The 23,913-nt window shown below is 67.1% G+C and carries 26 protein-coding genes and 3 tRNA genes; 15 read left to right on the top strand and 14 right to left on the bottom strand.

Features of this window, described 5'->3' with window-relative positions:
* Positions 1-18: 18 nt before the first annotated feature.
* A complete protein-coding gene (locus tag QTI17_RS25215; protein ID WP_286536409.1) occupies positions 19-372 on the top strand; it encodes a RidA family protein in 354 nt (117 codons plus the stop codon).
* A gap of 1 nt (position 373) precedes the next feature.
* Here QTI17_RS25215 and QTI17_RS25220 read toward each other — a convergent pair whose 3' ends face one another.
* Positions 374-1,015 carry a retropepsin-like aspartic protease family protein gene (locus tag QTI17_RS25220; RefSeq protein ID WP_286536411.1) on the bottom strand — a complete coding sequence of 214 codons (642 nt, stop codon included), beginning with the start codon at positions 1,013-1,015 and terminating at the stop codon, positions 374-376.
* Between the two features lie 9 nt (positions 1,016-1,024).
* Entirely contained in the window at positions 1,025-1,510 is a 486-nt protein-coding gene (locus QTI17_RS25225) for a YajQ family cyclic di-GMP-binding protein (protein WP_286503767.1), read from the bottom strand.
* Positions 1,511-1,595: 85 nt separating this feature from the next.
* On the opposite strand from QTI17_RS25225, the gene murB reads away from it, so the two are divergent.
* A complete protein-coding gene (gene murB / locus QTI17_RS25230) occupies positions 1,596-2,648 on the top strand; it encodes a UDP-N-acetylmuramate dehydrogenase (protein ID WP_286536412.1) in 1,053 nt (350 codons plus the stop codon).
* Between the two features lie 18 nt (positions 2,649-2,666).
* Here the strand turns inward: murB and argG are convergent, their stop codons facing one another.
* The 4 genes from argG to QTI17_RS25250 all read right to left on the bottom strand — a co-directional run bounded on the left by argG (position 2,667) and on the right by QTI17_RS25250 (position 5,506).
* Entirely contained in the window at positions 2,667-4,010 is a 1,344-nt protein-coding gene (argG, locus tag QTI17_RS25235) for an argininosuccinate synthase (protein WP_286527128.1), read from the bottom strand.
* Positions 4,011-4,024: 14 nt separating this feature from the next.
* Positions 4,025-4,348: a pyrimidine/purine nucleoside phosphorylase gene (gene ppnP, locus QTI17_RS25240; RefSeq protein WP_286527130.1), complete on the bottom strand. Its 324-nt coding sequence runs from the start codon at positions 4,346-4,348 to the stop codon at positions 4,025-4,027.
* Between the two features lie 129 nt (positions 4,349-4,477).
* Positions 4,478-5,071 (bottom strand): hypothetical protein, encoded by a 594-nt coding sequence (locus QTI17_RS25245; protein WP_286536413.1) that lies wholly within the window; start codon positions 5,069-5,071, stop codon positions 4,478-4,480.
* An 81-nt stretch (positions 5,072-5,152) separates the two neighbouring features.
* Positions 5,153-5,506, bottom strand: coding sequence for an ArsC family reductase (locus tag QTI17_RS25250; RefSeq protein WP_286536414.1), 354 nt, complete (start codon positions 5,504-5,506; stop codon positions 5,153-5,155).
* 34 nt (positions 5,507-5,540) lie between these two features.
* Here QTI17_RS25250 and folC point away from each other — a divergent pair, with 34 nt between their 5' ends.
* The 9 genes from folC to QTI17_RS25295 all read left to right on the top strand — a co-directional run bounded on the left by folC (position 5,541) and on the right by QTI17_RS25295 (position 12,819).
* On the top strand, positions 5,541-6,848 hold the full coding sequence (gene folC / locus QTI17_RS25255; RefSeq protein WP_286536599.1) for a bifunctional tetrahydrofolate synthase/dihydrofolate synthase: 1,308 nt from the start codon (positions 5,541-5,543) through the stop codon (positions 6,846-6,848).
* 81 nt (positions 6,849-6,929) lie between these two features.
* The gene (locus tag QTI17_RS25260; RefSeq protein ID WP_286536415.1) at positions 6,930-7,799 is read left to right on the top strand and encodes an SPOR domain-containing protein; all 870 of its coding nucleotides are present in this window, start codon (positions 6,930-6,932) and stop codon (positions 7,797-7,799) included.
* 14 nt (positions 7,800-7,813) lie between these two features.
* A complete protein-coding gene (locus QTI17_RS25265) occupies positions 7,814-8,299 on the top strand; it encodes a CvpA family protein (RefSeq protein WP_286527134.1) in 486 nt (161 codons plus the stop codon).
* Positions 8,300-8,311: 12 nt separating this feature from the next.
* Complete coding sequence (purF, locus tag QTI17_RS25270) at positions 8,312-9,814, top strand: amidophosphoribosyltransferase (RefSeq protein WP_286536416.1); 1,503 nt, start codon at positions 8,312-8,314, stop codon at positions 9,812-9,814.
* 4 nt (positions 9,815-9,818) lie between these two features.
* The gene (locus tag QTI17_RS25275; RefSeq protein ID WP_286536418.1) at positions 9,819-11,036 is read left to right on the top strand and encodes an O-succinylhomoserine sulfhydrylase; all 1,218 of its coding nucleotides are present in this window, start codon (positions 9,819-9,821) and stop codon (positions 11,034-11,036) included.
* Positions 11,033-12,421, top strand: coding sequence for a glutamate--tRNA ligase (gltX, locus tag QTI17_RS25280; RefSeq protein WP_286536419.1), 1,389 nt, complete (start codon positions 11,033-11,035; stop codon positions 12,419-12,421). The genes QTI17_RS25275 and gltX overlap by 4 nt, the downstream gene beginning before the upstream one ends.
* Before the next feature lie 33 nt (positions 12,422-12,454).
* Positions 12,455-12,530 (top strand) — tRNA-Ala (locus tag QTI17_RS25285).
* A 65-nt stretch (positions 12,531-12,595) separates the two neighbouring features.
* Positions 12,596-12,671, top strand: a tRNA-Glu gene (locus tag QTI17_RS25290).
* 71 nt (positions 12,672-12,742) lie between these two features.
* Positions 12,743-12,819, top strand: a tRNA-Asp gene (locus QTI17_RS25295).
* A gap of 62 nt (positions 12,820-12,881) precedes the next feature.
* On the opposite strand, the gene QTI17_RS25300 is transcribed toward QTI17_RS25295, so the two are convergent.
* Positions 12,882-13,118: a hypothetical protein gene (locus QTI17_RS25300; RefSeq protein WP_286536420.1), complete on the bottom strand. Its 237-nt coding sequence runs from the start codon at positions 13,116-13,118 to the stop codon at positions 12,882-12,884.
* A 148-nt stretch (positions 13,119-13,266) separates the two neighbouring features.
* Here QTI17_RS25300 and QTI17_RS25305 point away from each other — a divergent pair, with 148 nt between their 5' ends.
* Entirely contained in the window at positions 13,267-13,716 is a 450-nt protein-coding gene (locus QTI17_RS25305) for a GAF domain-containing protein (protein WP_286536421.1), read from the top strand.
* A gap of 58 nt (positions 13,717-13,774) precedes the next feature.
* Here the strand turns inward: QTI17_RS25305 and QTI17_RS25310 are convergent, their stop codons facing one another.
* The 3 genes from QTI17_RS25310 to QTI17_RS25320 all read right to left on the bottom strand — a co-directional run bounded on the left by QTI17_RS25310 (position 13,775) and on the right by QTI17_RS25320 (position 16,344).
* A complete protein-coding gene (locus QTI17_RS25310) occupies positions 13,775-14,881 on the bottom strand; it encodes an FUSC family protein (RefSeq protein WP_286536422.1) in 1,107 nt (368 codons plus the stop codon).
* 8 nt (positions 14,882-14,889) lie between these two features.
* Positions 14,890-15,339: a MarR family winged helix-turn-helix transcriptional regulator gene (locus QTI17_RS25315; RefSeq protein WP_286536423.1), complete on the bottom strand. Its 450-nt coding sequence runs from the start codon at positions 15,337-15,339 to the stop codon at positions 14,890-14,892.
* Between the two features lie 90 nt (positions 15,340-15,429).
* The gene (locus tag QTI17_RS25320) at positions 15,430-16,344 is read right to left on the bottom strand and encodes a LysR family transcriptional regulator (RefSeq protein WP_286536424.1); all 915 of its coding nucleotides are present in this window, start codon (positions 16,342-16,344) and stop codon (positions 15,430-15,432) included.
* Between the two features lie 111 nt (positions 16,345-16,455).
* On the opposite strand from QTI17_RS25320, the gene QTI17_RS25325 reads away from it, so the two are divergent.
* Positions 16,456-17,436 (top strand): Bug family tripartite tricarboxylate transporter substrate binding protein, encoded by a 981-nt coding sequence (locus tag QTI17_RS25325; RefSeq protein WP_286536425.1) that lies wholly within the window; start codon positions 16,456-16,458, stop codon positions 17,434-17,436.
* 14 nt (positions 17,437-17,450) lie between these two features.
* Here the strand turns inward: QTI17_RS25325 and hisC are convergent, their stop codons facing one another.
* On the bottom strand, positions 17,451-18,533 hold the full coding sequence (gene hisC, locus QTI17_RS25330; protein ID WP_286536426.1) for a histidinol-phosphate transaminase: 1,083 nt from the start codon (positions 18,531-18,533) through the stop codon (positions 17,451-17,453).
* A 96-nt stretch (positions 18,534-18,629) separates the two neighbouring features.
* Here hisC and QTI17_RS25335 point away from each other — a divergent pair, with 96 nt between their 5' ends.
* Positions 18,630-19,568 carry a LysR family transcriptional regulator gene (locus QTI17_RS25335; RefSeq protein ID WP_286536427.1) on the top strand — a complete coding sequence of 313 codons (939 nt, stop codon included), beginning with the start codon at positions 18,630-18,632 and terminating at the stop codon, positions 19,566-19,568.
* On the opposite strand, the gene QTI17_RS25340 is transcribed toward QTI17_RS25335, so the two are convergent.
* From QTI17_RS25340 to QTI17_RS25350, 3 genes are all read right to left on the bottom strand, one after another.
* On the bottom strand, positions 19,555-20,529 hold the full coding sequence (locus tag QTI17_RS25340; RefSeq protein WP_286536428.1) for a Bug family tripartite tricarboxylate transporter substrate binding protein: 975 nt from the start codon (positions 20,527-20,529) through the stop codon (positions 19,555-19,557). The genes QTI17_RS25335 and QTI17_RS25340 overlap by 14 nt on opposite strands.
* 108 nt (positions 20,530-20,637) lie before the next feature.
* A complete protein-coding gene (locus QTI17_RS25345) occupies positions 20,638-21,357 on the bottom strand; it encodes a class II aldolase/adducin family protein (RefSeq protein WP_286536430.1) in 720 nt (239 codons plus the stop codon).
* Positions 21,358-21,362: 5 nt separating this feature from the next.
* A complete protein-coding gene (locus QTI17_RS25350) occupies positions 21,363-23,030 on the bottom strand; it encodes an FAD-dependent oxidoreductase (protein ID WP_286536431.1) in 1,668 nt (555 codons plus the stop codon).
* A gap of 369 nt (positions 23,031-23,399) precedes the next feature.
* Between QTI17_RS25350 and QTI17_RS25355 the strand changes: the two genes are divergently transcribed.
* Positions 23,400-23,855, top strand: a complete 456-nt coding sequence (locus tag QTI17_RS25355; RefSeq protein WP_286536432.1) for a YbaN family protein — start codon at positions 23,400-23,402, stop codon at positions 23,853-23,855.
* Positions 23,856-23,913 lie beyond the last annotated feature (58 nt).

Genomic DNA, 23,913 nt, shown 5'->3' on the forward strand with positions numbered 1-23,913 from the left:
CCAACAAGGACACATCCCATGGCCACCCTCCAGCGCTTTCACGTCGGTCCGCGCCTCAGCGAGACCGCGGTCCACAACGGCACGGTCTACCTCGCCGGCCAGGTGGCCGACGACCTGTCGCAGGACATCCGCGGCCAGACCGCGCAGGTGCTGGCGATGGTCGACCGCCTGCTGGCCGAGGCCGGCAGCGACAAATCGCGCCTCCTGATGGTGCAGATCTTTCTTTCGGACATCACCGACATCGTCGCGATGAACGAAGTCTGGGACGCCTGGATCCCGGCCGGAAACACGCCGCCGCGCGCGACCGTGCAGGCCGCGATGGCCAAGCAGGGCTACAAGATCGAGATCGTCGTCACGGCTGCGGTAGCCTGAGTCAGAACCGCTTTTCCAGCACCATCTGGTCGGCATCGCGCCGCATCGAGAAGCGGCTGATGAAGCTGTTGCCGAGCAGGATGTAGGGCATGGGCTCCGGCGAGACGATGGCGTCGACGTCATAGACCTCGACGTCGCCAACGCGGACCGAACCGAGCTTCACCCGATAGCCCTGCGACATGCCGTTGGCCGTGTTCATGCGCACCGGCTGGCCTTTGCTGAAATCGAGCCCGATGCGCTGCGCGTCGGCGGCCGACAGCGCGATGGTGGTGGCGCCGGTGTCGAGCATGAAGTTGACGGACCGGCCGTTGATGGCGCCCTGGGCCATGAAGTGCCCGCCGCTCGACGCCGGCAGCACGATGCGGGTGCCGCCGCCGCCCGCAGGCCCGCCGCCGCCGATGCTCACCGGCGTGTCCATGCGCAGCGCGACCCGCTTGCCCTCGGCCTCGACCGTGGCCTGCTCGCCCTGCAGCGAGACCAGCTTGACGCCCTGGAAGCTCTCGCCGATGGCCAGCGTCTTCGGTGCGCCGCCGTTCACGATCAGGATCGCGCGGCTGCCGATGGTGCCGGTCAGCGTGACCGACTGGGCCTGCGCCAGGGCGCAGGCTGCCGCGAACAGGAGCGCGAGCAGCGGCTTTTTCATGGGAGGGGATCAGTCTCTGAAGTTGTTGAAGCTGAGCGGCATGTCGGGCACGTCCTTCTTGATCAGTGCCATCGCGGCCTGCAGGTCGTCGCGCTTGGCGCCCGTGACGCGCACCGCGTCGCCCTGGATCGAGGCCTGCACCTTGAGCTTGCTGTCCTTGATCAGGCGCTGGATCTTCTTGGAGGTCTCGGTCTCGATGCCGCTCTTGACCTTGATGACCTGCTTGACCTTGTCGCCGCCGATCTTCTGGACGTCGCCCTTGTCGAGGAAGCGGACGTCGACGCTGCGCTTGGTCAGCTTGGCGCGCAGGATGTCTTCCACCTGCACCAGCTGGAACTCGGCGTCGCCGATCATGGTGATTTCCTTGTCCTTGAGCTCGACCGAGGCGGCGGTGCCCTTGAAGTCGAAGCGCGTGCCGATCTCTTTCGCGGTGTTCTCGACCGCATTCTTGACCTCGGGCAAGTTGGGTTCACAAACGGTGTCGAAGGACGGCATGGATGAAAGGCTCCGGCAGCAACAAAAAAGAAGGAAAGGGGACCGCGCACGGGTTCGCGCGGTGTGCGAATGCGACAATTCTCCCATGATCGTGGAGCACAACGTACCGCTGCAGCAGCACAACAGCTTCGGCATCGTCGCGCGCGCCCAGCACCTGGCGCGCATCAGCGGCGAGGCCGACGTCGCGGCGCTGCTGGCCGACGCGCAGTGGCGCGACGCGCCCAAGTTCGTGCTCGGCGGCGGCAGCAACATCGTGCTGACCGGCGACGTCAAGCCGCTGGTCCTGAAGGTCGAGATCAAGGGCCTGCGGCTGGTCGACGAGACGCCCCGGGCCTGGATCGTCGAGGCCGGCGCCGGCGAGGTCTGGCACGACACGGTGCGCTGGACGCTCGAGCAGGGCTTCCCCGGGCTCGAGAACCTGGCCCTGATCCCCGGCACGGTCGGCGGCTCGCCGGTGCAGAACATCGGCGCCTACGGGGTCGAGCTGCAAGACCGCTTCGAGTCGCTCGACGCCATCGACCTGCAGACCGGCCGCGTCTTCACGCTCGATGCGGCGCAGTGCGCCTTCGGCTACCGCGATTCGGTGTTCAAGCACGCGGCCAGCGGCGGCAACGATTTCGGGCTGGCGGGCCGGGCGCTGATTACGCGGGTGCGCTTCCGGCTGCCCAGGCCCTGGAAGCCGGTGCTGGGCTATCTGGACCTCGAGCGAAAGATGGACGAGACCGGCAATTTCCAGCCCGAGCCGATCGAGGTCTTCGACTGGATCTGCGCCATCCGCCGCGCCAAGCTGCCCGACTGGCGGGTGCTCGGCAATGCCGGCAGTTTCTTCAAGAACCCGACCGTGACGCCCGAGCAGTGCGCCGACATCATCGCCCGCGACCCGAAGATCGTGCACTACCCGATGGCCGACGGCAGCATCAAGCTGGCGGCCGGCTGGCTGATCGATGCCTGCGGCTGGAAGGGCAAGTCGGTCGGCAACGCCGGCGTCTACGAGCGCCAGGCGCTGGTGCTGGTCAACCGCGGCGGCAGCGCCAACCCGGTGACCGGCGGCGAGGTGATGACGCTGGCCAAGGCGATCCAGACCAGCGTCTACGAGCGTTTCGGCATCCGGCTGGAACCGGAACCGGTCGTGGTCTGACGACCACGACGGCCCGACTCACTTCGTTTCGTCGTTCTTGAGTTGGGGCAGCGACGCACCCTGCGTCGACGACAGCAGGCCGGTCTGCGTGTAGATCGCCAGCTTGGCGCGGGTGTCGACGATGTCCAGGTTGCGCATCGTCAGCTGGCCGATGCGGTCCAGCGGGCTGAACGGCGCGTCCTCGACCTTTTCCATCGACAGGCGCTCGGGCGCGTAGGTCAGGTTGGGGCTCACGGTGTCGAGGATCGAGTAGTCGTTGCCGCGGCGCAGCTCGACCGTGACCTCGCCCGTGACCGCGCGCGCCACCCAACGCTGGGCGGTCTCGCGCAGCATGATGGCCTGCGGGTCGAACCAGCGGCCCTGGTAGAGCAGGCGGCCGAGGCGGCGGCCGTGGTCGCGGTACTGCTCGATCGTGTCCTCGTTGTGGATGCCGGTCACCAGCCGCTCGTAGGCGATGAACAGCAGCGCCAGGCCGGGCGCCTCGTAGATGCCGCGGCTCTTGGCCTCGATGATGCGGTTCTCGATCTGGTCGCTCATGCCCAGGCCGTGGCGGCCGCCGATGCGGTTGGCTTCGAGCAGCAGGTCGACCAGGCTGGCGTACTCGACGCCGTTGAGGGCGACCGGACGGCCTTCCTCGAAGCGGATGCGGACCTCTTCGCGCTTGACTTCCACTTCGTCCTTCCAGAAGGCGACGCCCATGATCGGCTGCACGATCTTCATGCCGCTGTTCAGGAACTCGAGGTCTTTGGCCTCGTGCGTGGCGCCCAGCATGTTCGAGTCGGTCGAATAGGCCTTCTCGGTCGACATCTTGTAGGCGAAGCCGGCCTTCTGCATGAACTCCGACATCTCCTTGCGGCCGCCGAGCTCGTCGATGAAGGTCTGGTCGAGCCAGGGCTTGTAGATCTTCAGCGCCGGGTTGGTCAAGAGGCCGTAGCGGTAGAAGCGCTCGATGTCGTTGCCCTTGAAGGTGCTGCCGTCGCCCCAGATGTGGACGTCGTCTTCCTTCATGGCCGACACCAGCATGGTGCCGGTGACCGCACGGCCCAGCGGCGTGGTGTTGAAGTAGGTCAGGCCGGCCGTCGTGACGTGGAAGGCGCCGGCCTGCAGGGCGGCGATGCCTTCGGCGGCCAGCTGGGTGCGGCAGTCGACCAGGCGCGCCTTCTCGGCGCCATAGAGCATCGCCTTGCGCGGAATCTCGTCGTAGTCGGGCTCGTCGGGCTGGCCCAGGTTGGCGGTGTAGGCGTAGGGAATCGCGCCCTTGTTGCGCATCCAGTGCAGCGCGGCGCTGGTGTCGAGGCCGCCGGAGAAGGCGATGCCGACCTTCTGGCCGGCGGGAACGTTCTGGAGGATGGTGGAAGACATGCGCTGGATTCCGTTCAGCCGAAGTGGCAGATGTAGCTGTAGGGCTCGCCGCTGACGCGGATCTGGAAGCTGGAGTTGCCTGGCACGCTGAACTTCTGGCCGGCGCCCGAGGCCACCCATTCGGTGCTGCCCGCAAGCAGGTACTCGCACTGGCCGCCGGCACCTTCCATGGTTTCGGGCGCGCCGGTGTTGAAGGTCAGGGTCGACGGCAGGATCACGCCGACCGACTTCTTGCTGCCGTCGGCCAGCGTGAGGTTGTGGCTCACGCATTTGCCGTCGAAGTACACGTTGGCCTTGGTCGAGACCGTGGCGCTCAGGAGGGATTCGGTAGTGCTCATGGGTAGAAGGGCCTGGCATTGCCTGCGTCGCGGCAAGCAAAAGGCGCGTTCTGAGGAAACGCGCCCGGTTGGGTTGGCAAAGCCGTTGATTTTAGGCTTGCCGGCCGGCCTTCCGGCCCAAGTCAGGGATCAGCGCCAGCGGCCGCCCCAGCCCCGCGAGTAGCCGAAACCCAGCGAGATGCCGATCGGCGGGTAGGCGTAGGCGGGTGCCGGGTAGTAGGCCGGGGCCGGGTAGTACACCGGTGCCGGCTGCACGTAGACCGGTGCCGGCGCATACACCGGGGCTCCCTGGGCGTAGAGCGGGGCCGAGGCGGGCGCGCCGCCGCCCGACACCACCAGGCCCGGCTCGGGCACGACGTTGCTCCAGTCCTGCGGTTGCTGTTGCTGCTGTTGCCCGTACTGCTGCTGCCCGTACTGCTGGGTCGCCTCGACCGGACCGGCCGCCATCTGCGGCTGCGGCGCCACCGGCGAAGGGGTGGCGACGCCGTAGGCGCTCGAATCGACCCAGATGCTGGCACCTGGCGGGTTGCTGACCCGGGTGTTGTACTGGCGGCCCGCGTATTCGTAGGTCACGTTGTAGCGGATGACGCCGTTCGATTCGGTCACCGGCGAGCTCGTGATCACCCGTGCCTGCACCTGTTCGGCCTGGGCCAGCGTGCCGAAGCCGGCCAGCGCGGCCAGCAGCGACAGGGCGGTTGCGGTGCGTGCGCTTGTCTTGTTCATGTCAAATCTCCTGGATTCCCGGGGGGCGGGGCGCCCTCGCCAAAACGTTGGAGGCGTTCGGGCCTCAACGGTTCCAACCCTTTACAAAGCGTGGCTTTTCCACTGGGCGGCGTCGAATCCAGTTGTAACGTCTCGCCCCGATCCCCAGTTGACCACCGGCCGCTTGATCAGGCTAGGGTTGGCCAGCAGCACCGCGCGGGCCGACGCGGCATCGACCACCGCGGCGCGGGTGGCGTCGTCCAGCCGCCGCCAGGTGGTGCCGCGGCGGTTGACCAGCGCCTCCCAGCCCGGCGCGGCCAGCCAGCGGTCGAGCTCGGCCTCGGGCACGCCGGCCTTCTTGAAGTCGTGGAAATCGTAGGCGATGCCATGGTCGTCGAGCCAGGCGCGGGCGCGCTTGACGGTGTCGCAATTCGGGATGCCGTAGAGGGTTGTCATGCGGCGATGATGCCCGCGGCGCCGGTCGGCGACAATTCCGGGCTCCATGAAAACCCTAGAAGACTGGTTGGCGCACGCCGAGCGCCTGCATCCCAAGAACATCGAGCTCGGCCTCGACCGGGTCCGCGCGGTCGCGCAGCGCCTGGGCCTGGCCTTCGACTGCCCGGTCATCACCGTGGCCGGCACCAACGGCAAGGGCTCGACCTGCGCCATGCTCGAGTCGATCCTGACCCATGCCGGCTACCGCACCGCGGTGTTCACCTCGCCGCACCTGGTGCGCTTCGAAGAGCGGCTGCGGCTGGTCGGCGAAGCGGTCGCCGCCGGCGTGCTGGCGCCGTTCTTCGAGCAGGTGGAGCAAGGCCGGGGCGACGTCGCGCTGACCTACTTCGAATTCACCACGCTGGCGATCCTGCTGTGCATCGCTGCCAGCAAGCCCGACGTCGCGATCCTCGAGGTGGGGCTCGGCGGGCGGCTCGACGCGGTCAACATCGTCGATGCCGACTGCGCGGTCATCACCAGCATCGACCTCGACCACATGGAATTCCTCGGCAACGACCGCGAAGCCATCGGCTTCGAGAAGGCCGGCGTGATGCGCCCGGGCCGGCCGGCGATCGTCAGCGATCCGGTGCCGCCGCAGAGCGTGGTCGACCATGCCGAGGCGATCGGCGCCGACCTCTGGCGCGTCGGCCGCGACTTCAACGTGATGGGCGACCAGCAGCAATGGGGCTGGAGCGGCCGCGGCCGGCGCTACAGCGGGCTGGCCTACCCGGCGCTGCGCGGCGCCAACCAGCTGGTCAACGCGGCCGGGGTGCTGGCGGCGCTCGAGTCGCTGCGCCAGCGCCTGCCGATCACCGCCCAGGCGGTGCGCAACGGGCTGGCGATGGTCGAGCTGCCGGGCCGCTTCCAGATCGTCCCGGGCGAGCCGGCGCTGGTGCTCGACGTCGCCCACAATCCGCATGCGGTGGCGGCACTGGCCGAGAACCTCGACGCGATGGGCTTCTATCCGACCACCCACGCGGTGTTCGGCGTCATGGCCGACAAGGACCTGGCGCCGATGTTCGCGCGCATCGGGCCGATGATCGACCGCTGGTACTTCACCGACCTGCCGACCGCGCGGGCGGCCAAGGCCGACGACCTGATCGTGCGCTGGCAGGCCCAGAACAAGCGCAGCGACGTCTCGGCCAGCGTCCACGGCGCACCCATGGAGGCGCTGCAGGCGGCCATCGATCGCGCGGACCCCGCTGATAGAATCGTGGTCTTCGGATCGTTCTTCACCGTGGGTGGTGTGCTCGAGCACGGAACACCCCGTCTGGGCGCCAGGCACCTGGCTCCCGGCTCCTGAAACAGCCTGATTTCCGGCGCCTCCTGCTTCCGATTCTTCTCGTTTCAACCGCACGCTGCACCCCTCAGGAAAACGAATTTCATGGCGTTCTTCAAGTTCCGCACCCGCGGTCCTCAAGGCAACGAAGGGCGAAACACCGTCGCCGCCGCGCCGGCTGAGAGCATCGAGGCGATGCGCCGCCGGGCACGCCACCGGCTGCTGGGCGCGGCCGTCCTGGTGCTGATCGGCGTGGTCGGTTTCCCGCTGCTGTTCGACACCCAGCCACGCCCGATCTCGGTCGACATCCCGATCGACATTCCCGATCGCAACAAGGTCAAGCCGCTGGCCCTGCCGACGCCCGCGACCACCGCCGCACCGGGCACCGACAAGCCGGTCGCCGCCGCGCCCGCCACTGCGGGCTCCGGCGGCATGATCACCGAGGCGGCCGACGGCAGCGAGATCTCGCCGGGCAAGCTGGCCGCCGCGACGCCGGCCGCCGAAGCCGCGCCGGAGCCCAAGGCGGCCCCCAAGGCCGAGGCCCGGCCGGACCCGAAGCCCGAACCCAAGCAGAGGCCTGAAGCCAAAGCCGAGCCCAAGCCTGAGCCGAAACCCGAGTCCAAGCCCGCCGCGCCGAAGCCGGCCGCCGCCGCAGATGACGCCGCCCGGGCCCGGGCGCTGCTCGAAGGCAAGCCGACCACCGTGGCGGCGGCCGCCGCCGCGGCCACCAAGCCCGCCGACGACAACGGCCGCTTCGTGGTCCAGGTCGGCGCCTTCGCCGATGCGGACAAGGCCCGTGAAGTGCGCCAGAAGCTCGAAAAATCCGGCCTCAAGACCTACACCAGCGTCGCGAAGACGGCCGATGGCGAACGCACGCGTGTGCGTGTCGGCCCCTTCGCCAGCCGCGCCGAGGCCGACCGGGCCGCGGCCAAGGTCAAGGGCTTGTCTTTGTCGGCCGCCGTCCTCAGCTTGTAGGCTCGCGCAGCGACGTGGCCACGCTCGACTGGATCGCCGTCGCGCTGCTCCTGGTGTCGATGCTGCTGGGCTTGGTGCGCGGATTGGTGTTCGAGGTGATTTCGCTGGCCGGCTGGGTCGTGGCCTTCGTGGCGGCGCAATGGCTGGCCGAGGACGTCGGGCGCTGGCTGCCCTTCGGCGATCCGGCCGCGAGCTGGCGCTATGCGGCCGGCTTCGTGCTGGTGTTCGTCGGCGTGGCGTTCAGCGTCGGCTTGCTGGCGGCGCTCACGCGCAAGCTGGTCGCCGCGATCGGCTTGCGGCCGGTGGACCGGATCCTCGGCGGCGTGTTCGGCGTGGCGCGCGGCGCGGTGGCGATGCTCGCCGTCGCGGTGGTTGTTCATTTGCTGGCGTTGAGCGACAGTGCCTGGTGGCACGGATCGCGCAGCGCCATTGTTCTCGATGCGGCATTGCAGGGCCTGAAACCCGCCTTGCCAGATAAGTTGGCAAGCTACCTGCCCTGAGAGGATCGCTTCATGTGTGGAATCGTCGGCGTTGTCAGCAACGCTCCCGTCAATCAACTGCTCTACGACGCCTTGCTGCTGCTGCAGCATCGCGGCCAGGATGCCGCCGGCATCGTGACGCTGCTCGAGCGCAAGTTCTTCATGCACAAGGCCAAGGGCATGGTGCGCGACGTCTTCCGCACCCGCAACATGCGCGGCCTGCCGGGCGACGTCGGCCTGGGCCAGGTGCGCTACCCGACCGCGGGCAATGCGTACAGCGAGGAAGAGGCCCAGCCCTTCTATGTCAACGCGCCCTTCGGCATCGTGCTGGTGCACAACGGCAACCTGACCAACGCCCACGCGCTGCGCACCGAGCTGTTCTCCACCGACCACCGCCACACCAACACCGAGAGCGACTCCGAAGTGCTGCTCAACGTGCTGGCGCACGAACTCGACCGCGCCACCCGTGGCGGCCTGCTCAACTCGGCCACCGTGTTCGAGGCGGTGCGCAACACGCAGCGCCGCCTGCGCGGCTCCTACGCGGTGGTGGCGCTGATCGCCGGCCACGGCCTGCTGGCCTTCCGCGACCCCTACGGCATCCGGCCGCTGGCCATGGGCCGCGGCGCCGACGGCACGGTCATGGTGGCCAGCGAATCGGTCGCGCTAGAGGGCTCGGGCCATGTGTTCGAGCGCAACATCGCGCCGGGCGAGGCGGTCTTCGTCGACCTGCAGGGCCAGGTGCATTCCGAGCAATGCGCCGACTCGCCGACGCTCAATCCCTGCATCTTCGAGTTCGTCTACCTGGCGCGCCCGGATTCGGTGCTCGACGGCATCTCGGTCTACCAGGCACGCCTGAACCTTGGCGAGACGCTGGCCAAGCGCGTGGTCTCGACCGTGCCGCCGAGCGAGATCGACGTCATCATTCCGATCCCCGAATCGAGCCGGCCGAGCGCGACGCAGTTGGCGCATCTGCTGGGCGTTCCTTACCGCGAAGGCTTCGTCAAGAACCGCTATGTCGGCCGCACCTTCATCATGCCAGGGCAGGGCGTGCGCAAGAAGTCGGTGCGCCAGAAGCTCAACGTGATCGCCAGCGAGTTCAAGGGCCGCAACGTGCTGCTGGTCGACGACTCGATCGTGCGCGGCACCACCAGCCGCGAGATCGTCCAGATGGCGCGCGACGCCGGTGCCCGCAAGGTCTACCTCGCGAGCGCGGCGCCGCCGGTGCGCTACCCCAACGTCTACGGGATCGACATGCCGACCAAGGACGAACTGGTCGCGCACGACCGCACGGTCGAGCAGATCCGCGAACTGATCGGCTGCGACGCGCTGATCTACCAGGACGTCGACGCCATGAAGCGCGCCATCGGCTCGCTGAATCCGAAGCTCGACGGCTTCGATGCCTCCTGTTTCGACGGCGTGTATGTCACGGGCGATATCGACACCGAAGCCATCTCGCGCATGAACGGCAACCGGCCGCGCATCGAGGAGACCGGCGAAGACTCGTCGCGCCTCGCGCTGCCCAACCTCGCCGAGTGAACCCGTGACGACCGATCGATCCCTGCCCCCCGGACTGCACCGCGACACGCTGGCGGTGCGCACCGCGCTCGAGCGCAGCCAGTACGGCGAGAACTCCGAGGCGCTGTTCCTCACCAGCAGCTTCGTGCAGCCCGACGCCGAGACCTCGGCGCGCCGCTTCGCCGGCACCGAGGAAGGCTTCACCTACACCCGCACCTCGAACCCGACCGTGGCCAGCTTCGAGCAGCGCCTGGCGGCACTCGAAGGCACCGAGGCCGCGATCGGCGCCTCGAGCGGCATGGGCGCGATCCTCATGATGTGCATGGGCCTGCTGCGTGCCGGCGATCACGTTGTGTGCTCGCGCTCGGTGTTCGGCTCCACCTTGAACCTGATCGGCCGCGAGTTCGGCAAGTTCGGCGTCGAGACCACCTTCGTCTCGCAGACCGATGTCGCCGAATGGAAGGCGGCGATCCGCCCGACCACCAAGCTGCTGTTCGCCGAGACGCCGACCAATCCGCTGACCGACGTCTGCGACATCCGCGCGCTGGCCGACCTGGCGCATGGCGCGGGCGCGTTGCTGGCGGTCGACAACTGCTTCTGCTCGCCGGCCCTGCAGCGGCCGACCGAACTCGGCGCCGACCTCGTGATCCATTCGGGGACCAAGTACCTCGAAGGGCAGGGGCGGGTGCTGGCCGGTGCCATCTGCGGTTCGTCGAAGCTGATCAACGAAGTGTTCGGGCCGGTGGTGCGCACCGCCGGCATGGCGCTGTCGCCGTTCAACGCCTGGGTCGTGCTCAAGGGCCTCGAGACGCTGGGCATCCGCATGCAGGCGCATTGCGCCGGTGCGCTGGCGCTGGCCCAATGGCTGGAGACGCAGCCGGGCATCGCCCGCGTCTACTACCCGGGCCTGACCTCGCATCCGCAGCATGAACTGGCGATGCGCCAGCAGTCGGGGCTCGGCGGCGCGGTCGTGTCCTTCGACGTTCAGGGCGACGGCCCCGAAGCGGCGCGTGCCAACGCCTTCCACGTGATCGACAGCACGCGCGTGCTCAGCATCACGGCCAATCTCGGCGACACCAAGACCACCATCACCCATCCGGCCACCACCTCGCACGGGCGCCTCACCGAAGCCCAGCGGCAGGCGGCCGGCATCGGCCAGGGCCTGATCCGCGTCGCGGTGGGCCTCGACCATATCGACGACATCAAGGCCGACCTCCTGCGCGGCCTGAGCACCCTGGCATGACACAGAAGACCCGCACCCGTTTCGCACCGTCCCCGACCGGATTCATCCACCTCGGCAACATCCGCTCGGCCCTCTACCCGTGGGCCTTCGCGCGCTCGACCGGAGGCGATTTCATCCTGCGCATCGAGGACACCGACGTCGAGCGTTCGACGCAGGCCGCCGTCGACGTGATCCTCGAAGGCATGCAGTGGCTGGGCCTCGATCACGACGAGGGCCCGTTCTATCAGATGCAGCGCATGGACCGCTACAAGGCGGTGCTGGCCGAGATGCAGGCCGCGAACCTGGTCTACCCCTGCTACATGGGCATGGCCGAACTCGACGCGCTGCGCGAGAAGCAGATGGCCGCGAAGGAGAAGCCGCGCTACGACGGCACCTGGCGGCCCGAGCCCGGCAAGACCTTGCCGCCGGTGCCCGAGGGCGTGCAGCCGGTGCTGCGCTTCCGCAATCCGCAGGGCGGCGTGGTGGCGTGGGACGACAAGGTCAAGGGCCGCATCGAGATCGGCAACGACGAACTCGACGACCTCGTGATCGCGCGCCCCGACGGCACGCCCACCTACAACTTCTGCGTCGTCGTCGACGACATCGACATGGCGATCACGCACGTGATCCGCGGCGACGACCACGTCAACAACACGCCGCGCCAGATCAACATCTTCCGCGCGCTCGGCAAGGAGCCGCCGGTGTATGCGCATCTGCCCACCGTGCTCAACGAGCAGGGCGAGAAGATGAGCAAGCGCAATGGCGCCAAGCCCGTGACGCAGTTCCGCGACGAGGGTTTCCTGCCCGAGGCGATGGTGAACTATCTCGCGCGCCTGGGCTGGAGCCATGGCGACGACGAGATCTTTTCGCGCGCGCAGTTCGTCGAGTGGTTCAACCTCGACCACCTGGGCCGCAGTGCGGCGCAGTTCGACGAGACCAAGCTGCGCTGGGTCAACGCACAGCACCTGAAGGCGATGGCCGACGATGCGCTGGCACCGCTGGTGGCTGCCCAGTTGCACAAGCGCGGCATCACGGCCGACGAGCGCCTGCCTGCGATCTGCGGCCTCTTCAAGGACCGGTGCGACACGACCGTTGCGCTGGCCGGATGGGCTGCTGCGTTCTATGCCGACGTGCATCCGAGCGATGCCGATCGCGAACAGCATATTTCTGCTGCGGTGCGCCCGGCAATCGCCGAACTTGCGGATAAACTATCGGGCGTCGCTTGGGACAAGGCAGCGATCGCATCAGCCATCAAGGAAGTGCTGGTTGCGCAAGGTCTCAAGATGCCGGCATTAGCCATGCCGGTGCGAGTGCTCGTGATGGGCACGCCGCAGACGCCTTCTCTCGATTCGGTACTCGCGCTTTTTTCTCGCGAAACTATTTTGAAGAGATTGAAGGAGGCCTGATTTTCAGGCTATAATTTGAGGCTCGACACCCAGGGGGGTATAGCTCAGCTGGGAGAGCGCTTGCATGGCATGCAAGAGGTCAGCGGTTCGATCCCGCTTACCTCCACCAACATGGTGTCGAGTTGGAGATTTTGAAGTAACAAGCGCTGATCGCAGCGCGGTTCCTAAGGTTTTGACCCTATCGTCTAGAGGCCTAGGACACCACCCTTTCACGGTGGCTACCGGGGTTCGAATCCCCGTAGGGTCGCCAGTTTCACTGCAAGGTGAAGCAGGCACAAGTCGCAGCACTTGGCTCCTTGATGGAGTGAACGTTGTCTACCAGGAGTGGTAGTTCAGTTGGTTAGAATACCGGCCTGTCACGCCGGGGGTCGCGGGTTCGAGTCCCGTCCACTCCGCCAGATAAAAGCCCTTGTGAGTCAATGACTTGCAGGGGCTTTCCTCTTTCTGGCGCCGCGCGCGCTCACAGCGCCTTCAGCCGCAAGCGTCCATCCGCCGTCTCGAAGGTATCGGCGCCGGTCCTGTTGACGCTGGCGCCCGTCGTCAGCCGGTATTCGGTTTCGGCCTGTTCCACCCGCTCGCGCTCGACGCTCGCAGCGCCCGGGTCGACGAGATCGACATATTTCACGACGACGTGCCGCTTCCCGACCTGGTCGGTGACCGAGATGCGTTCCGCCGGCGTCTTCTTCCTGCTCGGCATTGAGGCCTCCTTTGCTGCAATGCAGCAATTTTGGCGGGGAATCATGACGTCGTGTGTAGGCAAAGCGCGCAGCGCGCATCCCTAGGCCTGGGGAGACGCGGAGGGTGCAACTGTCTCGTGGTTGAAGCACAATGAGCGGATGACGTGCGTGCGCACTATCGATGCCGTGACGGAGGCGTTGGACCGGGGTCCCGGTGCGGCGCTCGCGTACCTCAACGATGGCGTGCCGCATCGCTTCAGCGCCGTCTACCGGTTTGCCGGGCCGCTGCTCCACAACGTCCTGCTGCACGACAAGGCGGGTCGGATCCGGCCTGAGTTCCTGGCCGTCGTTCCGTTCAGCCGCAGCTACTGCCAGTATGTGGTCAGGGAAGCCGCCTTCCGCACCGACAACTCGCTTGCCGACCCCCGCCTGTTCGGCCATGCGCTGAGAGGCATCGTGGTCTCCTATCACAGCGTGCCCATGCTCGACCCCGTGTCCGGCCACCTGTGGGGAACGTTGTCCCATTTCGACATGCGCAGCCTGCCGCTCGCCGACGAGGAGTTCGAACTCCTCAAGCAGGCGGCCACGGTGCTCGCGCCGGTGGTGATTGCCCTCTGACGGGTCTTCTCGAGAGCGGCAAGGTCAGCAAGGTGGCGATCACGCCCTGATCCTCGGATCAGCCGGCCCGTGCGTTCTCGTGGTGCGCGGCCAGGTGGGACCGGTCGTCGAGCGTCGAGAAGACGAGTGCGAAGGCGATGCCCACCAAGGCGCCGAGCACGGTGTCGAGGACGCGCGCCATCGGCATGCCGCCGCTGACGGAAGGCGCCGCGAGCGAGGTCATGAGCAGGGCCATCGGCGTGACGCAGATCAGGCCGAAGACATAGTTGAAGCCGATCACCAGTTCGGTGATGAACTGCAGCACGATCACGGCCGCCAGCAATGGCCAGAACGTTGGCTGGCTCGCAAGGATCCCCGACGCCAGGGCGGCGCCGATCACGGTGCCGACGGTGCGCTGCACCGCGCGATGCATCGTGATGTGCAGGTGGCTGCCTTGCAGCACTGCCGTGGCGCCGATCGCCGCCCACGCGGGATGCGGCCAGCCGGCGGCCAGGGCCAGCAGCGCGGCGCTGGCCGCGCAGAGCGCGATGCGCCCGGCTGCGTTCCATTGATGCAGCAGCGGCCGCTCGCTGCCCGGGGCCGCGGCCATTGGCGCGTCGGAACGCAGCCGGTCGGTCGCACGGCAGATGCACCAGGCGACGGCGGCGCCCGCCGCTGTGAAAAGCACGCGCTCGACGACGGTTCGCCACGCATCCATGGGCCCGACGGCGGCGCAGGCCGCGAACACGAAGATCACTGCGCCGGGGGCGCCGAGCCGCCAGTGGTTCGTCAACCAGGTCAGCACCCCGGCGAGCAGCGCCAGGCAGATCAGCATCGTCGCCGGCGTGGCGCCGGCGATCGAGGCCAACGACAGCGCGCCGACCGACGCGGCAAGGAGCAGGCCCGAGAGCAGCACGACGGACATCCGTCGGCCGGCGGGTGCGAAGCGCCCGAAGAGCGCCGCCAGGGCACCCAGCGCGGGAAAGCCTTCCATGTGCGCCCATGGCGACAGGTGGGTGGCCGCCACGGCGAACAGCACCGCCAGGGAGGTCTGCATGCCGGCCACCGCGGCGTTGCGCAACGAGGGCGGCCTCGCGACCGCGAAGCTCTCGCGCAGGCGCGCCGGTGCCAGCAGGCGGCCCAGCGATGCGCGGCGCGTGCGGACGAAGTCGTGAGGTGCGTGCATGGGGTGTCTCAGTTCATGGCGGCGATGCGGACCTCGATCCGCTCGAACACGCGCAGCACGACCTGCGCATCCTGCGCGTCGACGTCGGCCAGCAACTCGGATTCGATGGCATGCAGCCGCTTGCGGATCGATGCCACGGTGCGTCGACCGGCGGGGGTCAGGTGGACCACCTTCACGCGGCGGTCGACCGCGTGCGGACGGCGCTCGATCAGCGCCCGTTCGACCAGGATATCCAGCAGGCGCACCAGGCTGGAGCCGTCGAGGCCGACCGCGGCGGCGAGATCGCTTTGCGAGATGCCGCTGCCCAGTTCGTGCAGATGCATCAGCGGCGCCCAGGTGGCATCGGTCAAACCGACCGCCGACAGCCGGGAATCGAGCGCCTGTCGCCAGCGCCGCGCCAGGCCCACCAGGCGGATACCGATGCGCTGGTGCGGGTCGAGGGGGCTTTCGTTCTTCATGGAAAGCATTCTATCAAAATCATTTGAATGCAAACTAAATGAAAAATGATGGTCGGGAAACCGGCAACGCACGGCGGATGACGTCGCCTTCTAGCCGCCGACGGCGACAAGCTTGAGCACCTGCAGGAATGCGTCGGCCGCCGGCGACAGTGATCGCTCCCGCCGGAAATGAACGCCGATCACCCGCTCGATGGTGGGTCGGATGAGCCGCTGCATCACCAGCTTCGATTCGCGCGCCACGATGGATGGAGGCACCACGACCACGCCGAGGCCGTTCGCCGCCAACGCCACGGCCGTTGCGAGCAGGGAGACCTCATGCGCAATCTTGAGTTCGACCCCGGCTTCCTGCGCGGCGGCTTCGATACGGCCCCTGATGCCGTAGCCCGAGCGGACCGTCACCAAGGGAAGCGCGCTCAGCTGCTTCCATGTCATCGGGATGCCGCCGGGGAACGAGGCCGAGGGGAGGGCGGCCGCGACCAGGGTCTCGCGGATCAGCACCTCCTCACGCAGGCTGGATCCGGATCCCTCGAGCGTTCCAACACCAAAGTCCACATGATTGACTTCGATGGCGCTGGCAAAGTCCGCCGGCCCGACTTCGTCGATCTCCAGGCTCACGCCCGGGTGCTGGTCCAGAAACTTGCGCATCGCCGGAGGCAGCAAGGCCTGGGCGACGGCGGCCGTGGCCACCACGCGAACGCGGCCTGCATGCAGGCCGGCCAGTTCGCTCATCGAGGTCGACAGACCTTCCATTTCCGCCAGCGCCCGCTGGGCATAGCCGATCGCGTGGCTCGCGGCATCGGTCCGATGTACCGCCCGGGTGTGGCGATCGAACAGGCTCACGCCGAGCTTCGTCTCCAGTTCGCGCAGCAGCATGGTGACTGCGGGCTGCGTGAGGGAAAGCTCCTGCGCCGCGGCAGAGACGCTGCCGGTGTGATACACGGCCACGAAGGCACGCAGCTGCCGCACGGAAGGAAAGGAAGATAAGGGTTGCTTATGAATCGCCATAGAAGGATTCATTTTCCAACGAAAGGCCGTTGGCCTCTAATTGATGGCCCTTGCTGACCAACAACCGGCAGTTCCCGGCATCGACCGTCGGCCTGCTAAAGAGACATTTTCATGAACAGACGCAACGCGATCATCCGACTGGCAGGCTCCGTCGCCGCAGCCACGGCGGCGGCCAACGTATGGGCGCAGGGAGACAAGCCGATCACGCTCGTGGTGCCCTATGCCCCGGGCGGCACGACCGACTTGCTCGGGCGCATCCTGGCCAAGGAGATGGCTCCCCTCCTGGGCACCACCATCGTCGTCGAGAACAAGCCGGGCGCAGGCAGTGGCCTGGGGGCGACCTATGCCGCACGCGCCCCGGCCGATGGCCGCACCCTGCTCGTGGCGACAAGCACCACGCTGGCGATCAATCCGTGGCTCTACAAGTGTCTCGGCTATGACCCGATCAAGGATTTCGCACCCATCGGCATGATCGGCTCCGTACCGCTGGTCGCGGTGGTGAATGCGTCGGTGCCGGTTGGATCGATCGCGGAACTGATCGCCCTGTCGAAAGCGCAGGCGGGCAAGTTGAGCTATGGGTCGGCCGGAAGCGGCAGTCCTCAGCACCTCGCCGTCGAGATGTTCAAGTCCGCCACCGGCGCCGATCTCACCCACGTTCCCTATCGCGGCAGCGCGCCCGCGATGACCGACCTGCTCGGCGGGCAGATCCAGTTGATGTTCAGCGACATCCCGCCGGCGCTTGCGCATGTACGCGGGGAACGTCTGCGGGCGTTGGGCGTCACCTCGCCCAAGCGGCAGATCGCGATGCCCGAGGTGCCCACGATCGCGGAGTCTGGCGCTGCCGGCACCAAGGACTTCCAGGCAGTCGCCTGGCAAAGCCTCGTGGCGCCCGCGGGAACGCCGCCGGAGCTGATCGCAAGGTTCGCGGTCGCCCTCGAAAAAGTCATGAAGCAGCCGCAGGTCCAGGAGCGCCTTGCCGCCGAGGGCGTCGAGGCGGCAACGCTGCCGCCGCAGCAACTCGCCGCGTACCTGAAGTCCGAGACCACGCGTTGGGGTGCGGTCGTGAAGGCGTCCGGCGCCACGATGGACTAGGGCGTGTTCACGTTCTATAGCACCGCGAGCATCCTGTCGATCTCGGCCGGCGTGCCGATGCTGATGCGAACCCAATCGGCCAGGCCGTAGGCCGTGACCGGGCGCACGATCAGGCCGTGCTTCTCCAGCCTGCTGGCGAACTGGGCCCCGCCGCCGACGTCGGCCAGGATGAAGTTGGTGTGGGACCCGATGCATCGATACCCCTTCGCGCCCAGGCCGCTGATGAGCGCGCTGCGGCCCTGGTCGGTCATCGCTACGGTCTGTTCGATGAACTCGACATCGTCGAGCGCCGCTATTGCGGCCACCTGCGCGGCGTCGGAAATCGTGAATGGCGAGCGGACCCTGCGCATCACCTCCGAGAGGCCCGATTGAGCGATTCCATAGCCGATGCGCAATCCCGCGAGGCCGTAGGCCTTGGAGAACGTCCGGGTGACCACGAGATTGGGATGCCGGCGCACCCACGCCACCGAATCGCCACGAAGATCGGCAGGCATGAACTCGAAGTACGCCTCGTCCAGCAGCACGACGACGTGTGCGGGTACGCGGTCCAGGAATGCCCCGAGCGCGTCGGGATCGACCACGGTGCCGGTCGGATTGCCGGGATTGGCGATGTAGACAAGGGCCGTCGATGGGTGGATCGCGTCGGCGAGGCCCTCGAGGTCGACGCGGAAATCGGGCGATGGCACCACGGTCGACGTCGCCCCCAGTTTTTGTGCGGCGTTCACATAGGCCTGGAACGAATACTGCGAGTACGCCGTCGAGCGCCCGGGCTGCAGCAAGGTCGAGGCCAGGTTGCCGAGCACGCTCTCGGAGCCGGCGCCCATCACGATCCAGTCACGGGGAACATCATGGAACGCAGCGATCGCGTCGGAAAGCGCCGCACAGTCGCTGTCCGGATAGCGGGAAAGATCGATCGCGGCGCGCGACAGCGCGGCCAGCGCCTTCGGACTGGCGCCCAGGGGGTTCTCGTTCGACGCGAGCTTGACGATGCGGTCCTCGGCAATGCCCGAGCGAGCTGCTACCGCGGAAATCGGAAGACCTGGAACGTAGGGCTTGAGCGCGGCGACGTGCGCCGGATAGGAAATCGGTGAGTTCATCGTCCAATGGTCTTTCAGATCGATATACATTGGCTAGCGCACCTCGCGCTTCGCGATCGCCTTTGGCGATCAGGATCCACGACCTACCCTAATGCCATGCGACTGCAGCAACTTCGCGATCTTCTGGCCGTGGTGTCCCACGGCGGCTACCGGGCCGCAGCGCGTGCCCTGGACGTCTCGCAGGCCGGCCTCACGAAGAGCGTCGCGAAACTGGAAGAGGAGCACGACATCGTCCTGATCGAGCGCACCTCGCAAGGCGTCGCGCTGAGCGCCGCGGGCGAGGAGTTCGTCTCCTACGCGCGTGCCGTCCTCCAGGAGGCGGACCGGGCGGAGGCGTGGCTCAACCGCGACAGGCGGCCGGTGCCCAAGCAGGTCAAGGTCGGCGCTTCGGTCGAGCCTTCGCTCAGGCTCGTGCCTTCGGTGTTGAAGGACTTCCGCAATGCATTTCCGAAGACGACCATCCACCTGACGCAGCGCTCTTCGAGCGAGCTCGTTGCGGCCGTGCTCGACAACCGGCTGGATTTCGCGGTGATGAGGCTCCCGCAGGACGTGGTCTCGGACGACCTGCAGGTACAGCCGCTCTACGCGACCGCCGCAGCCATTATGGCGCGCCGCGGGCATCCCCTCCGGGACGCCACGAGCGTGAGCGAACTGGTGGATTCGCACTGGATCGTGGTTGGCGATCCTGCGCGCCCCGGGCATCAGGACGAGAGCATCCAGGAACTCTTCCTGCAGCATCGTCTGGGTCGGCCCCGATTTGCCGCCGTTTCCGATTCCGTGTTCGGTGCCATTTCGATGCTGCTCGAGTCGGACTGCGTCGCGCGGCTGCCCGCGCAGTTGCTGCGGCATCCGCTCACTGCGGGCAGTCTGATCGAGATCCCGGTGCGCGAGCAGTCGATGCTCGTCTACCAGATCGGCATCGTGTCGAAGGCGACCCGCCGGCTCAGCCCGGAGGCGGCCCAGCTGGTCGCGATGCTGCGTTCCTACGCTCGCCTGACAGGGGTCCTCGAACGGGACGGCGTCAGTCGGGCTTGAAGCCGGAATCCCTCACCACAGGCGCCCACTGCTGAAGCTCGGCGGCCTGCAGCCGGGTGAAGTCCGCCGAGTCGAGGTAGGCGGTCTGGAGCACCAGCTCGTTGAGCTTTTCCTTCACCTCCGGGTTGGCGATCGCCTTCGCCATCGCCTGGTCGATCCGGGCGACCACCGGCGCGGGCGTCTTCGCGGGCAGGAAGGCACCGAACCAGCCTTCGACCGGGGCCATCTTGATGCCTTGCTCGGCAAGCGTCGGAATATCCGGTGCCAGCGAGTAGCGCTTGTCGCTGAAGATGCCGAGCACGCGGATCTTGCCGCCGCGCTGTTGCTCGATCTGGTCGACGAGTGCGTCGATCGCCACCGGCAGATGGCCGCCGATCAGATCGGTGACCAGGGGTGCGCCGCCCTTGTAGGCAATGTGCGTCCACTCGATGCCCGTCGTCTTGCCGAATTCCAGCCCGGCGAAGTGCGCGAGACCGCCGGCGCCCGAGGTCCCGTAGTTCGCGTCCTTCGAGCCCTTCATCGCCGCGACGAGCTGGGGTGCTGTCTTGAACGGGCTCGTGGCAGGCACCGCCAGGCCCATCGGAAAGCTCGACAGGCGCGACAAGGGGATGAAGTCTTCCATCACCTTGTAGTCGAGCTGCCCCTCGTACACGAGCGACTGGATGGTGGTCAGGGCATTGGGTGCGATGAGGATCACGCTGCCGTCCGCGGGCGATCGCTTGAGCTGCGACGCCGCGATCCGGCCGCCGGCGCCCGGCCTGTTGTCGACGACCACCGTGGCCTTCAGTTGCTCCTGCAGCGGCTGCGCGATGAGACGCGCCAGCGTGTCGGCGCTTCCGCCCGGCGGGTACGGAACGACGAGCTTGATCGTCGGAGAAAGCGCCTGGGCATGCGACACGCCGGCCAAGGCGACGAGGGAGAGACCACAGGCAAGCAGAGCGCGCCGAGCAGAGTTGGGCATGACGACTTTCAATGAGTTGGACCTTCGAGATGCTGTCGGCAACCGGCGCAATCTCCAAACCGATATCCCGAATCGCGATTCCTTTTGGTGATCGGATGTCGGGATCGGTCAGAACGAGATGCCGGCGCGCCTGAGCATCGTGTCGAAGATGACGCGGTGGACTTCGCCCTTGCCGGCGACGCGCGTCTCGGGCACGGTGCGCAGGATGGACTCGGGGATCGACCGGTTCGGTCCACTCGCGGCATCCGACGCGAGTTGGATCTCGCAGGCACGCTGCAGGACCCACAGGCGGTTGAAGGTGGTGGGGATGTCGGGGCCGACCACCAGCAGACCGTGGTTGCGCAGGATCAGGTGGTTGCGCTTGCCCAGCGACTTCACGAGGCGCGGCTGCTCGTCGAGATTGGTCGTCACGCCCTCGTAGTCGTGATAGGCCACGTCGTCGTACAGCATGGCGCTGTAGAAGTTGTCGTGGCGCAGTCCCGATTCCTTGGAGGCTACCGCGCAGCCCGCCGTCGTGTGGACATGCATGATGCAGTGCGCATCGTCGCGCGCGGAATGGATCGCGCTGTGGATGACGAAGCCCGCGCGGTTCACCTGTCCGGTGCTCCCGGCGCGGGGCGCACCATCGACATCGATGCGCACGAGGTTGTCGGGCGTGACTTCGGCGTAGTGCAGGCCGAATGGATTGATGAGGTACTCGGGCTTCCCCGCCTCTGGCGTGGGCACCCGGACCGTGATGTGGTTGAAGATCAATTCCGTCCAGCCGAGCCAGTCGAACAACCGGTAGCAGGCGGCGAGGTCTCTGCGGATCTTGGCTTCTGATGGCATCGTGATCATTCGTGGTGATTCGGATCGGTAAAGCAGCCGCGCACGCGATCGACAAGGGCGAGGGCATCATCCGGGCTGCGGTCGCCGCGCCATGCGACATGCTGGTCCGGCCGCGAAAGCACGAGCGCGTGGCGATAGGCGTCGGGCACCTCGTCGCTCTGCGCATCGAGCACGGTCAGCGGCAGGCCCCTGCGGGCAGCGGCTTCTCGAAGCGGACCGGCGTCGGCCGTCGGGTCGAAGCGCAGCAGCGTGTATTCCGGTCCCATGGCGTCGTAGAGCGATCGACCGTCGGCCAGCCAGAAGTGCGGCGTGCGGCATCCCGGCGCGGTGGATGGCGTGAACCGGTCCATCGCATACGAGGGTGCAGCCTCGCCGTCGTAGGCGATCAGCGGCGACGCGTCGTAGTAGTAGCCGAAGTTCAGGCCGGCGCAGCAATACTGCTTGACGTTGAGGTCGTACAGCGCCTGTCCGGCGACCCTGCGGGCTTCCTCGCCGGCGGGGCCGGGTGCCTCTATGCCGGCCGGCACGCCTTCACGCTCCTTCTGGAGTGCGATGGCGTGATTCATCGCGAACTTGGAGACCTGCTCGGTGATCGGCTGGCGCTCGGCTTCGTAGGCGGCGAGCACGCCTTCTGCGGCCCATCCGTTCAGGCGCGCAGCCAATTGCCACGACAGGTTCATCGCGTCGGCGATGCCGGCATTCATGCCGTAGCCCGCCATCGGCACCCACAGGTGCGATGCGTCCCCACAGATGAAGACGCGGCGATCGCGGAACTTGTCGGCGACCAGGCGGCGGCCGATCCAGTCTTCCTTGGAGAGGATCTCGTAGTTGAAGTCGTCGCCGACACCGAGGATGGTGCGGATCGCCCAGTCGCGGTCGACGGAGTCGAACTCCACTTCGTCGGAGCGCAGGTAGTTGTGCAGCAGGAAGGTCTCGCGGCCGTCGATCGCGTAGACATTGCCGCTGCGGCGCGGATTGAGCGAGAAGGTGGCCCAGGCCGGGGTGTTTCCGGTGCGCGACAGCAGATCGGGCGCGCGGAAGTAGGTCGACTGCACACGGCCCACGACATCGGTGCCGGAGAGCTTGGCGCCGATCGCCTTGCGGACGGCGGAGCGGCCGCCGTCGCAGCCGATCATGTATTGGCTGAAGACCCGCACTTCTTGCCCGGACTCGAGGTCGACGCCCTTGGCGTTCACGCCGTGCTCGTCCTGCGTGAACTCGTCGATGCGCGTGCGGCTGAGGATCGTCACGCCCTGGGTGGCCTCGGCGTGGGCGAACAGCACCGGCTCCAGGTAGATCTGGTTGATGCGGTGCGGTGGTTCCGCGGTGGGCCACCAGCCGTCCGGGCCGCTCTTGTCGGTGTAGCGGCTTGCGCGCGAAGGGATGTGGATGCGGGAGAGTTCTTCGCCCGTGAACGTCGTGCGGTACGACACGTCGTTGGCATGATCGGCCGGCAGGCCCGATTCGCGCATGGCCTTCGACAGGCCCAGCCGGCGGAAGATTTCCATGGTGCGCGACGAGACGTGGTTGCACTTGACGCTCGGCGGCTCGCCGCGGTGACGTGTTTCGGCGACGATGACGGAAATGCCTCGCTGCGCCAGGTCGGTGGCCAGCGTCAAGCCGACCGGCCCGCCTCCGACGATCAGTACTTGCGCCTCGATGTTCTTGGTCATGCTCTGTTCTGCGATAGGGTGGGATTGCCCTGATTACAGTCAAAGCAAGGGCGAAAGAAAAATCAATCTTTCGCCCTTGATTCATCAGCAAGTCTTATTCACCCGATCGCGCCATGAAAAAAGCCCGCTCGAGGCGGGCTTTCAGGAATGTGGCCGTGGGCACTTACGCGGCCCACGTTACGGCAAATGTTCACTTGCGGAAGTCACCTGTAGTTTTTCTCGTCGTGGTGGCTTCGACGCGCCGGCGTGAGATGCGGCTTGCCTGCGCAGGCAACCGAAAGAGGCCAGGGCATTTCGGGGAAAGGCGGATTATAGCAGAGTCGGCTTCGGGTTAACCTCGGGCTTCGATCAATGGCCGGAGGCGATCCGATGAAAGAGGGCAGGCTGGACAGCGGGGACAGGCCGCAGGGCCGCTCCCCGCGCGAGCCCGGACGGCTGCTGAAGCTTTTGTGGCTGGCCGCCGGCTGGCTGAGCCTGGGGGCCGGTTTCGTCGGCATCTTCCTGCCGTTGCTGCCGACCGTTCCCTTCGTGCTGCTCGCGGCCTTCTGCTTTTCGCGCGGCAGTGCGCGCTGCGAGCGCTGGCTGCTCGGGCATCCGCGCTTCGGGCCGTGGATCGAGGACTGGCGCGCGAATCGCGCGGTGCCGCTGCGTGCCAAGCAACTGGCCACGGTGATGATGGCCGTCGGCTCCGTGGTGGCCGGTTTCCAGTTGCCGCCGGCCTGGTGCTGGGTGCCGGCGGTGTGTTGCGCAGCGGTCGCGGCCTGGCTCTGGCGGCTGCCGAGCAAGGGCGCGGCCGCTCCCGCGGACGCTGCGAAGCCACGCTGACAGCGGAAAAAGGGCGCATTTCCAGGGGGAATGAGGTGAAGGCGCATGGTTTTCATGC

This window comes from Variovorax sp. J31P179 (genome assembly GCF_030316985.1).
Classification (GTDB): Bacteria; Pseudomonadota; Gammaproteobacteria; order Burkholderiales; family Burkholderiaceae_C; genus Variovorax; species Variovorax ginsengisoli_B.

What these genes read in the sequence shown, in the direction of transcription:
- QTI17_RS25245 (WP_286536413.1), bottom strand. Translation starts at nt 5,071, where the DNA reads ATGAACAAGACAAGCGCACGCACCGCAACCGCCCTGTCGCTGCTGGCC.
- QTI17_RS25350 (WP_286536431.1), bottom strand. Translation starts at nt 23,030, where the DNA reads ATGACCAAGAACATCGAGGCGCAAGTACTGATCGTCGGAGGCGGGCCG.
- QTI17_RS25325 (WP_286536425.1), top strand. Translation starts at nt 16,456, where the DNA reads ATGAACAGACGCAACGCGATCATCCGACTGGCAGGCTCCGTCGCCGCA.
- murB (WP_286536412.1), top strand. Translation starts at nt 1,596, where the DNA reads ATGATCGTGGAGCACAACGTACCGCTGCAGCAGCACAACAGCTTCGGC.
- purF (WP_286536416.1), top strand. Translation starts at nt 8,312, where the DNA reads ATGTGTGGAATCGTCGGCGTTGTCAGCAACGCTCCCGTCAATCAACTG.
- QTI17_RS25315 (WP_286536423.1), bottom strand. Translation starts at nt 15,339, where the DNA reads ATGAAGAACGAAAGCCCCCTCGACCCGCACCAGCGCATCGGTATCCGC.
- QTI17_RS25215 (WP_286536409.1), top strand. Translation starts at nt 19, where the DNA reads ATGGCCACCCTCCAGCGCTTTCACGTCGGTCCGCGCCTCAGCGAGACC.
- QTI17_RS25310 (WP_286536422.1), bottom strand. Translation starts at nt 14,881, where the DNA reads ATGCACGCACCTCACGACTTCGTCCGCACGCGCCGCGCATCGCTGGGC.
- argG (WP_286527128.1), bottom strand. Translation starts at nt 4,010, where the DNA reads ATGTCTTCCACCATCCTCCAGAACGTTCCCGCCGGCCAGAAGGTCGGC.
- gltX (WP_286536419.1), top strand. Translation starts at nt 11,033, where the DNA reads ATGACACAGAAGACCCGCACCCGTTTCGCACCGTCCCCGACCGGATTC.
- QTI17_RS25345 (WP_286536430.1), bottom strand. Translation starts at nt 21,357, where the DNA reads ATGCCATCAGAAGCCAAGATCCGCAGAGACCTCGCCGCCTGCTACCGG.
- QTI17_RS25225 (WP_286503767.1), bottom strand. Translation starts at nt 1,510, where the DNA reads ATGCCGTCCTTCGACACCGTTTGTGAACCCAACTTGCCCGAGGTCAAG.
- QTI17_RS25355 (WP_286536432.1), top strand. Translation starts at nt 23,400, where the DNA reads ATGAAAGAGGGCAGGCTGGACAGCGGGGACAGGCCGCAGGGCCGCTCC.
- QTI17_RS25320 (WP_286536424.1), bottom strand. Translation starts at nt 16,344, where the DNA reads ATGGCGATTCATAAGCAACCCTTATCTTCCTTTCCTTCCGTGCGGCAG.
- QTI17_RS25250 (WP_286536414.1), bottom strand. Translation starts at nt 5,506, where the DNA reads ATGACAACCCTCTACGGCATCCCGAATTGCGACACCGTCAAGCGCGCC.
- QTI17_RS25260 (WP_286536415.1), top strand. Translation starts at nt 6,930, where the DNA reads ATGGCGTTCTTCAAGTTCCGCACCCGCGGTCCTCAAGGCAACGAAGGG.
- QTI17_RS25335 (WP_286536427.1), top strand. Translation starts at nt 18,630, where the DNA reads ATGCGACTGCAGCAACTTCGCGATCTTCTGGCCGTGGTGTCCCACGGC.
- QTI17_RS25340 (WP_286536428.1), bottom strand. Translation starts at nt 20,529, where the DNA reads ATGCCCAACTCTGCTCGGCGCGCTCTGCTTGCCTGTGGTCTCTCCCTC.
- QTI17_RS25300 (WP_286536420.1), bottom strand. Translation starts at nt 13,118, where the DNA reads ATGCCGAGCAGGAAGAAGACGCCGGCGGAACGCATCTCGGTCACCGAC.
- QTI17_RS25220 (WP_286536411.1), bottom strand. Translation starts at nt 1,015, where the DNA reads ATGAAAAAGCCGCTGCTCGCGCTCCTGTTCGCGGCAGCCTGCGCCCTG.
- hisC (WP_286536426.1), bottom strand. Translation starts at nt 18,533, where the DNA reads ATGAACTCACCGATTTCCTATCCGGCGCACGTCGCCGCGCTCAAGCCC.
- ppnP (WP_286527130.1), bottom strand. Translation starts at nt 4,348, where the DNA reads ATGAGCACTACCGAATCCCTCCTGAGCGCCACGGTCTCGACCAAGGCC.